Source organism: Vibrio sp. S11_S32 (assembly GCF_014694465.1).
Lineage (GTDB): Bacteria > Pseudomonadota > Gammaproteobacteria > Enterobacterales > Vibrionaceae > Vibrio > Vibrio algicola.
This window is the reverse complement of the sequence record NZ_JAAUWS010000025.1, coordinates 26,858-34,577: the sequence shown is the minus strand read 5'-3', so window position 1 is coordinate 34,577 and position 7,720 is coordinate 26,858. Positions and strand designations below refer to the sequence as shown.

Sequence of the window (7,720 nt, the reverse complement as noted above, 5' to 3'; positions counted from 1 at the left end):
ATCAAAGATGAATGTTAGGTGGTAGTAAGTAGCTGGACTCTATGAGTAGCTAAGGTGTAGGTAAGTAGACTAAAACATTTTACGACTCTAAAAGAGGTGTCTAAGCGTAAAATCGAGTGTAGAAGCCGCTAATATCGCAAATTAAACAACTTCTAGCAAATTATTCTTTTGATTTTATGCTGATATAAAAAAAGCGACACATGGTCGCTTTTTTCATTGCTTATAGATTACTTTGTTAGGAGTAAGTATCCAATACCACTTACCACAATGCTCATCAATAAACTAATAGTCGCAAATGACATTCTCAAAATAAGAGAGTGCATAGCATCAAATTTCGCATCTATTTTATCAAAACGGGCATCCACTCGACTTTCAACATCCCTTAATTCATCACGAGTTGCGCTATGCTGCAACTGATCAACATTCGTCTAACAAAAAACCACATTAGCTAATTGCCAATGTGGTTTATTGTTTGAAACTATCGGTTCTAAACAAGCAACGAGTCATACGACCCGTTACTTATTCAGTTTACGCCATAGCACCAAAAGCTCCGGCTGGAACTTCTTGCGCTTCCGGCAAATCTTTAAATACAACTTCCTTCATATTTAACTTAATACCCCAGCGGAGGTATGTTGGAACTGAATAATCAACATCATCAGCTTTAGGCGCAGGAAGTAATTTAACTTCTTGAGCTTGTGCCGCTTGCTGTTCTTCAGATTTACTTTTACGGTTCGCAATATCACGCTTGCGCTGCAAATTTGCAGCTGTTTTCTTTAGTCGCACATAGCGAGCTGGCATCGTGACAATCGTAAAATAGCCTTTCACACTCAAAAAAACCGCTACCATTGGCAGTATTACTGCCGCAGTGCATTTTGCAAAATATGAAAAGTTATTTACAACTTCATTTGCCAGTTCAATTGCTTGGTAAGTGATGTTCATCATAATATTATTCTCTTTATTATTTGTGCTACTGCACGTTGGTTACTAGCTGCATAGACAGTTAGTGATAGGTAAAGGACGCTAAACGTTCTTACGAATTAATTTAACTCAGCGTTAAATTTGTTTTTTATACTTCTAACCATAAGAAAGTTTGCTGCTCTAATGACGGAATAAATTCCACAACAGAAAAGAAACATATTCAAATAAGCGGTCATAGGTATACCTTAAAGTTACGTTCAATAATGAACATTAATGAAAATGACAAAGACAAAAGTATGTCGTCAGTGGTTTGGGTTGGTATGTAGGTGGCAAACGCCAGATACAACAAATCACCGTTAGCTAGTGCTAATGGCAAACAGGGTATCTAAAAAGATTTAAAACAGTTCATCAAAGATGAATGTTAGGTGGTAGTAAGTAGCTGGACTCTATGAGTAGCTAAGGTCTAGGTAAGTAGACTAAAACATTTTACGACTCTAAAAGAGGTGTCTAAGCGTAAAATCGAGTGTAGAAGCCGCTAATATCTCATAAGAATTATATGTTTGCAATCTACCCTGCCCAAAGGAAACATAAGAAACACTTGTGCTTCTTATTGTCAGTGGTATACTAATTAAAACTTAGAAACGGATATTTAACAATGAACCTATCAGCATCTATCAACGAAAATTTAATTTTATGGTGTGTATCGCTTTCTATTGCGACCGTGTACGTCATTTACCGATTATGGAAAGAGAAAGACACCCCGAAAATCACTTACTCGAACTTACTCGAACAAGGCAAATCAGCAGAAGATATTTATTCAGACTGGTATGAGAAATTAACACCAAAGCAAAGAGTAAAAGAAGATGCGGTCAGTGCAAAATATGAACGTAGATTGCACTTTGTATTCAGCACTCTTGGTCGATTCGGCTTAATAAAATATTAAGTAGGTGCAACTAATATGTTTCTAATTGCTATTGTTGTAACCGCCACTCTAATTATCATTACCTCTGCTTACCTTTCATCTAAAAAAGGCTACGTTAGCACTCAGTTTGGTTTTAAGGGGCGATTGGTTTATGTTGACGACAATAAACACCCTGTACTGTTGTGTCATAAATTCAAATTAAAATCTAAGCCTGATTTTATCTTTGAAACAAGCTCTACATCATTTACAGAAGTCGAATATAAGAGTCGAGCCAAAGGCTTTTACAAGAGTGATGTGCAACAAATGATCGCAACCGCTATTTGTGCTAGAGCAAACGGGTATAATGTCACCAAAGGTATATTGGCAACTAAAGAACGTAACTACCCTCTTGATTTGAACAAATCGACGGAAAAGCTCTACAAAATGATTTCAAAGGATATAGATAACATCAAAGTTGTGCGGTTAGGTCGAATGCCAGAAAAGACAACCGAAGCCAAGAAATGTAAAAGCTGTGGTCATCGTAACACTTGTGAATCAATCAATTAAAATAAAGGAAACCACAATGTCATTAATAATAAATGCGTTTAGTTTAAAAGCTGTTTTTAGGGCTTATCGAAGCGAATTCAAGAAGCTCACCAGCGGCTTTTCAATTGTTCGTTTATTCAAGTTTTTAATCAAAACAATACTCATTACACTATGGTTGGCTGCACTGTCTTCTATTTGGTATTTTATTGCCTTTGCTTATGTCATGCTTTTAGCAGTCGCAGGATATAACAAAAAACCACGTCGCCCAGCAAATACAAAAGACAAAGATTTATTGTTACACCCATACGATTATAAAAACTAAAAAAGCCCCACGTTCATTGGTGACGTGAGGCTTTCTACGTCTTTCTCGCTATTACCCTTTCGTTGCTGCTATTGCAGCTTTTGTGCCACCCACAGCTCCGGAAACGGCAGCCGAGGTTAGTGTTGAAGTCGCGCTAGTTGCACTTGAAGAGTGACTATCAGCCATCCCTAACGCCCCAACCATCTTGACACCCAGCCATCCGCAGAACATATACCATAAAATAGGAAGTGAATAGGCAACTATGTAACTTAATAGTGTCATTGTGCTTGCCGAGAACATTAACGCCCCTTGACTGTGATCTTTATCCCCGAAAGCAGAGGCATACTGCATAAACATTGATAACTTTTCATCTAAGAATGCGCCTAGTTCAAACCAAAACTTACTGTAATCGAAAGCAAAATAACCAATGCTAATTGTTAGCAACATAGAACCACTGAATCCAGAAAAAAACATCATCACTGGCACTGCAATAACCAAAATCATTTTAGCTATCCCGATCACGATTGGGGCAGTTACTTGATACTGAAGAACCTTTAACGACTCCGTTGCCGCTGCAAGTAGATTTCCTGCATTACCGGCTGCATATCTTGCCGAAGCTCCAACCGCATTCAATCCATCAGAAACAGAATGAATATTCCCCTTTGCAGCTTCAATCCCAATATCAGCAGCCCCCCCCGCATTTGCAAGAAATCTAAATGTCTGACCCGTTGTTTCTCTTGGGCTATTGGTGTTTTCATATAAAAGATTAACGTTCTGTTCGTCCTGATTTTCTACAGCATCATTGGTTGGATTCACACTTGATACACTGACACGTTTAAAGTCTTCTTTGTGCTTACCAGTCTCTACTTCATGCGTTAACTGATCTTGAATGTATGTGCCAATGTCAGCACAGCTCGCTCTTGCTGCTTTATCAAACCAACCATCACTACCGCCAAAATGAGAGGCTTTGACGTTAGCGTACATTTCTTCTTGTGAAGAGTTGTAGCCTTGAAAAGCATCCCTAATATCTTCACCGTTAAATGTGACCTTGTTTAAGTGATCACCGGTTTTAAATTCTTGCTCGTTTTTTCTCACCATTGCTTTGTTATAACACTGTGAGTTGTAATCATTTATAAGCTGGGCTAGCTCTTTGCTTTCGGTTTTTGCCTCCGCAATTTTTGTATATGCCGCACGATAGCTTTCATCTTCTTTAGAGCAACCAATACTTGCGATAGAAGCATTCGTCATCCCTGCTGCAAATGTATTTATCAATCCGTTCCAAAGTGTAGGATTAGCCGGTTCAATATCATTAATAACCGACGTACCCGCAAAGTTCTTTGGTGTTAATCCAGCCAATCCCATGCCCCCTGCGGTACAAGTGTAGTCATTGACAATAGCAACATCACTGTTTGTCACTGAGCCTGAAATCGGCTGGCAAGTGAAAAGCATAATGATCAGCATCGCCCACAGTTTCGACTCGTATTTTCTGAACGCTTGAATTGGTGGTGAACCTTCATCCGAACCTGCGCCCCTAGCTTCATTTACACACTTCCAAATATAAAGACTAAATGGAATCGTATAAATTTTCGTTTCCAATAATACGTCCCAAATTTGCGCGGCTAACGATTTGCCTAATGGAATAAAAAACAGGTCTGTAACTTCATTTGAAATCATTGTTATTCTCGATCCGTAATTTAGTTAATGTTCTTTAAACTTAAATCCGACTGAGGCTCTAAGTAACGTTGATTTAGAAGAATTCGAGTGTTGCTATCCATCGAACGTCGCAATGCTATCTCTTGTTGAAAGTCCGTCACTTTGCGGCTAATTTCATTAAGGTTTTCACCCATCTTTTTAGCTACTGCGGAATTACTGGCTAAGATGGCGTTACCTTTTCCGGTTTCTAGCACTTGTCGAATTGCAATAACTCGGTCTAAAACTAAAGAACTTGCTACATCAAACGCTAAACGCTTCTTGAAAATATCTTGATTTGATTCAGGCTCACGGCTTAATGACCACCAAACATTTTTAGTTATTGAGTAGTTAGGCGCACTGATACTTTCTAAATCTTCATCCGTAATTCTCGTTGCATCTTTGTCGAGTAACTTATCCATTTTTTCAATTAACGGTTTGGATTCAGCGGTTACTAATTGAGTAATACTTTGCGACGGAGTTGAATTTAACGCTTCACAGTCCGTACATGTTTGATAAGCCGTTTCCCCTACCAGTTCAAATGCAAACTCTTGCGCGTCATCTTCTTTTGGGAATAGTTTTAAAATTTCAGTAGAAACATAAGGACTGCTTGATGATGTAGCACTCACTGAACCGGTGTTTCTAGTTGCCTTTGAACCCGACGACGATACCCCCTGACAAACACCATCATAGTTTTCAGCCAATACACACCAACCAGCTTTAACCGACTGGTCAATTACTTTCATTGGTGATTGTCCCGAGCCACCATACATTTTCCCATCAACACCTTTGACACCATCTTCACCAGAGTATGATTTCGGTCCTCGAAATACATCCATAATGTCTGCCTTACCCATATCGGTATTTGCAACGGTTTGCTGCTGGCTTTGTATTTTCATTATGTTTGTCGGTGCATCAATAATGAACTTCTGCATGTTTTCGCATGACTGCAATGCTTTCTGATAATCGTTGTAACCTAAGTCGATGCCGTTTTCTAAGAACTCATAAAGACCTGGGTTTGCACCCTTTAACATTTGTCCAGCAAGCCCTTGCACTGACGTGACAGCACTTTGAATTAAGCCGTTAAACAAGGCGTTAAGTTGACCATCACCAAAGGATTTATTGATAGAAATGGACGGGTCGAACTTTCCACACTGGCCGAACGCATCAATACTAGCTCGCCCTAGAGAGTCCCATCGAGAGCGAGGTTTATAACCATCGACACTAAAAACCGGAATTGGCGTTTCTCTATCGGCAAAAATTAAGTCCTCTAACGCGCTACGCTCTGCCGTGTTACTAGAAATACCCGAACTGTGTAGATAAATTGATTGAGACTCTTTTGATGTTGCATTTGCAGCCAGTGGAGAGAGCAGAAATGCCAACAATGGCACTGTAAATAAGGAATTGTTTTTCATTCTTAATAACCACATTGATGATCCATTGTGGTTATTAAGCCATGATTTTTATTTTCTAAAGGATATGGGGGGGGGAGAAACTAACTATATTGTACCGCTGAATATATCCCCTTTCTTTTCGCAGCATGTGTACTTGCGCCACAGTGTAAATATGTAGCCTCTTGAACCTTTGTATGGCTCAAGCGTACCAGATGGAATACTTACTGCCGGTGTAGGGAATTTTGAGCAAATAGCTTGATGCGCCCTACCAGCAGGACCTAAGTTTGTTGGTTGCCAACGCCCTTCGTGAATATTAACAATCGGACTTTTTAATGTTAGATATTTACCACTTGCCATAAGAGGCATTGGTTTCACAACATGGATACCACTGTTATCGACCGGAAGCCCATTCGCAATGTTAGCTGCCCGTAATGCTACTAAAGCCGCTCCAATGTACGGAGATGAGTTCACGACCCAACCGGTTCTAGGGTACAGTGTCCCCCATTGTGAAAGCATCTTAGTATCCATGACCCGTCTCATAATATTAATCGGGTAATAAACTTGTTCTAATATGCCAAATCGCCACTCCATCAAGTCTAAATCACTATGGAAATAGGTTTGAAAGGGCTGAACATTTGAGGAACAATAGCCTAGGTTCAAGCTGTTATATATTGATGATAATGTTTGATCGTGTATTTGTATGACAGGATTCCCCATCAAGTGAACACTTCTAAATCCTTCATCCGAACTATCACCGTTATCTATTGGTGATATTTTCGTTATTTTACCGGCTAGCATTGTCCCAATGTAACTAGCCACCTTGTCATTAATTTTTGCTGGCTTGTACGGAGGGTTCTTTTTCGTATGCGTGACTTCCACCTTTGCGTCGGGAGAGTACATACTGACCATCGGGGAGTATTTAACTTGAACACCCCACGGTCTAATCGTAGTCCATATACAAACACCAAGTATTTGATGATCTATACATTGCACATTAAGACTGGATTTATAATCAGTCACTAATTGCTGCACTAAAGTATCTTCCCCTACCGGCACGACGGGTTCAGTGGCATTGCCAACGTTTGGTATAACAATTGCACCGGCAATCAATAATGAAAGTGAGATTGCTTTAATCAATTTCATGGCTAATTCCTTGTAATGATTTTACCTTTTCTTTTCGCCATTCAAACACTGCATTTTTTACGGTAGTTCCATAAGCGACGTATGTAGAATCAATTACAATAGCTGGTGTATTAATAATCCCATACCCTACGGCTTTCTCTAACGCACCCCACGATTTCATCAACTCGTTCTTTTTCTGCTTACTTAGTTCTTTTATGAGTGAAATAACTCGTACTTTATATTTCTCTCGACCCTCGATGGTTTGGCTTTCTGCTTTTGTCATTGGGGGGATTTGTTTGGATACATCATCTTCAATCTTATTCACATTATCAATCGTATATACGACCAGTCCTTTTGCGGTGCTTTTAACATCAACAGTTTGAGTAACTTGGTCTTTTGCCACGAACACTTCAACAGTGGTTGGCTCTATTTGACCAGCATAGACAAAACTTGAAGTCATCAAGGTCACTAACAACACCGGCATCTTCAACACTTTTATTTTATTCCGCATTTGTGACCTTCTTTGATAGCTGCTCATTCAGTGCTTCCAGCTTGTCGGGAATAGATTGTGTTGAGTTAATTGCGACAAACATCACTTCAAACATGTAATCGGCTAGATAATCGAGATTTGATTCACTTACTAATATTGCTTTTATCTTGCTTGTGATTTCGGAATGTAGTTCACCAGACCATTCGTACCGATCCGGCTCTAGGTATTTACATATTTGTTGAGTCATAATTATTCACCATATAAGACAGTGAATTCATTGTGAACTTGAAGTGATTTGATTGCTTGTTTGGGGGGGGTACGGATGCCCCCAGAAAAGTGATAAATATTATCATAATATC

The 7,720-nt window shown here is 39.4% G+C and carries 9 protein-coding genes; 3 read left to right on the top strand and 6 right to left on the bottom strand.

The window, feature by feature from the left end:
* Window positions 1-528: 528 nt before the first annotated feature.
* Window positions 529-942, bottom strand: a complete 414-nt coding sequence (locus HC723_RS11805; RefSeq protein WP_190339234.1) for a hypothetical protein — start codon at window positions 940-942, stop codon at window positions 529-531.
* A gap of 631 nt (window positions 943-1,573) precedes the next feature.
* Between HC723_RS11805 and HC723_RS11800 the strand changes: the two genes are divergently transcribed.
* Genes HC723_RS11800 through HC723_RS11790 form a run of 3 tightly spaced genes read left to right on the top strand, consistent with a single transcriptional unit; the run spans window position 1,574 to window position 2,687 of the window.
* Window positions 1,574-1,861, top strand: a complete 288-nt coding sequence (locus tag HC723_RS11800; protein WP_190339233.1) for a hypothetical protein — start codon at window positions 1,574-1,576, stop codon at window positions 1,859-1,861.
* A gap of 15 nt (window positions 1,862-1,876) precedes the next feature.
* Complete coding sequence (locus tag HC723_RS11795; RefSeq protein ID WP_190339232.1) at window positions 1,877-2,386, top strand: CRISPR-associated protein Cas4; 510 nt, start codon at window positions 1,877-1,879, stop codon at window positions 2,384-2,386.
* 16 nt (window positions 2,387-2,402) lie between these two features.
* Window positions 2,403-2,687: a hypothetical protein gene (locus HC723_RS11790; protein WP_190339231.1), complete on the top strand. Its 285-nt coding sequence runs from the start codon at window positions 2,403-2,405 to the stop codon at window positions 2,685-2,687.
* Window positions 2,688-2,738: 51 nt separating this feature from the next.
* On the opposite strand, the gene HC723_RS11785 is transcribed toward HC723_RS11790, so the two are convergent.
* From HC723_RS11785 to HC723_RS11765, 5 genes are all read right to left on the bottom strand, one after another.
* The gene (locus HC723_RS11785; protein ID WP_190339230.1) at window positions 2,739-4,340 is read right to left on the bottom strand and encodes a conjugal transfer protein TraG N-terminal domain-containing protein; all 1,602 of its coding nucleotides are present in this window, start codon (window positions 4,338-4,340) and stop codon (window positions 2,739-2,741) included.
* 20 nt (window positions 4,341-4,360) lie between these two features.
* Window positions 4,361-5,770: a hypothetical protein gene (locus HC723_RS11780; protein WP_190339229.1), complete on the bottom strand. Its 1,410-nt coding sequence runs from the start codon at window positions 5,768-5,770 to the stop codon at window positions 4,361-4,363.
* An 84-nt stretch (window positions 5,771-5,854) separates the two neighbouring features.
* Window positions 5,855-6,892, bottom strand: a complete 1,038-nt coding sequence (locus HC723_RS11775; protein WP_190339228.1) for a TraU family protein — start codon at window positions 6,890-6,892, stop codon at window positions 5,855-5,857.
* Window positions 6,879-7,409, bottom strand: coding sequence for a DUF1525 domain-containing protein (locus tag HC723_RS11770; RefSeq protein WP_190339227.1), 531 nt, complete (start codon window positions 7,407-7,409; stop codon window positions 6,879-6,881). The genes HC723_RS11775 and HC723_RS11770 overlap by 14 nt, the downstream gene beginning before the upstream one ends.
* On the bottom strand, window positions 7,372-7,608 hold the full coding sequence (locus tag HC723_RS11765; protein WP_190339226.1) for a hypothetical protein: 237 nt from the start codon (window positions 7,606-7,608) through the stop codon (window positions 7,372-7,374). Before HC723_RS11765 ends, HC723_RS11770 begins: the two co-directional genes overlap by 38 nt.
* Window positions 7,609-7,720 lie beyond the last annotated feature (112 nt).

What these genes read in the sequence shown, in the direction of transcription:
- HC723_RS11805 (WP_190339234.1), bottom strand. Translation starts at nt 942, where the DNA reads ATGATGAACATCACTTACCAAGCAATTGAACTGGCAAATGAAGTTGTA.
- HC723_RS11800 (WP_190339233.1), top strand. Translation starts at nt 1,574, where the DNA reads ATGAACCTATCAGCATCTATCAACGAAAATTTAATTTTATGGTGTGTA.
- HC723_RS11795 (WP_190339232.1), top strand. Translation starts at nt 1,877, where the DNA reads ATGTTTCTAATTGCTATTGTTGTAACCGCCACTCTAATTATCATTACC.
- HC723_RS11790 (WP_190339231.1), top strand. Translation starts at nt 2,403, where the DNA reads ATGTCATTAATAATAAATGCGTTTAGTTTAAAAGCTGTTTTTAGGGCT.
- HC723_RS11785 (WP_190339230.1), bottom strand. Translation starts at nt 4,340, where the DNA reads ATGATTTCAAATGAAGTTACAGACCTGTTTTTTATTCCATTAGGCAAA.
- HC723_RS11780 (WP_190339229.1), bottom strand. Translation starts at nt 5,770, where the DNA reads ATGAAAAACAATTCCTTATTTACAGTGCCATTGTTGGCATTTCTGCTC.
- HC723_RS11775 (WP_190339228.1), bottom strand. Translation starts at nt 6,892, where the DNA reads ATGAAATTGATTAAAGCAATCTCACTTTCATTATTGATTGCCGGTGCA.
- HC723_RS11770 (WP_190339227.1), bottom strand. Translation starts at nt 7,409, where the DNA reads ATGAGCAGCTATCAAAGAAGGTCACAAATGCGGAATAAAATAAAAGTG.
- HC723_RS11765 (WP_190339226.1), bottom strand. Translation starts at nt 7,608, where the DNA reads ATGACTCAACAAATATGTAAATACCTAGAGCCGGATCGGTACGAATGG.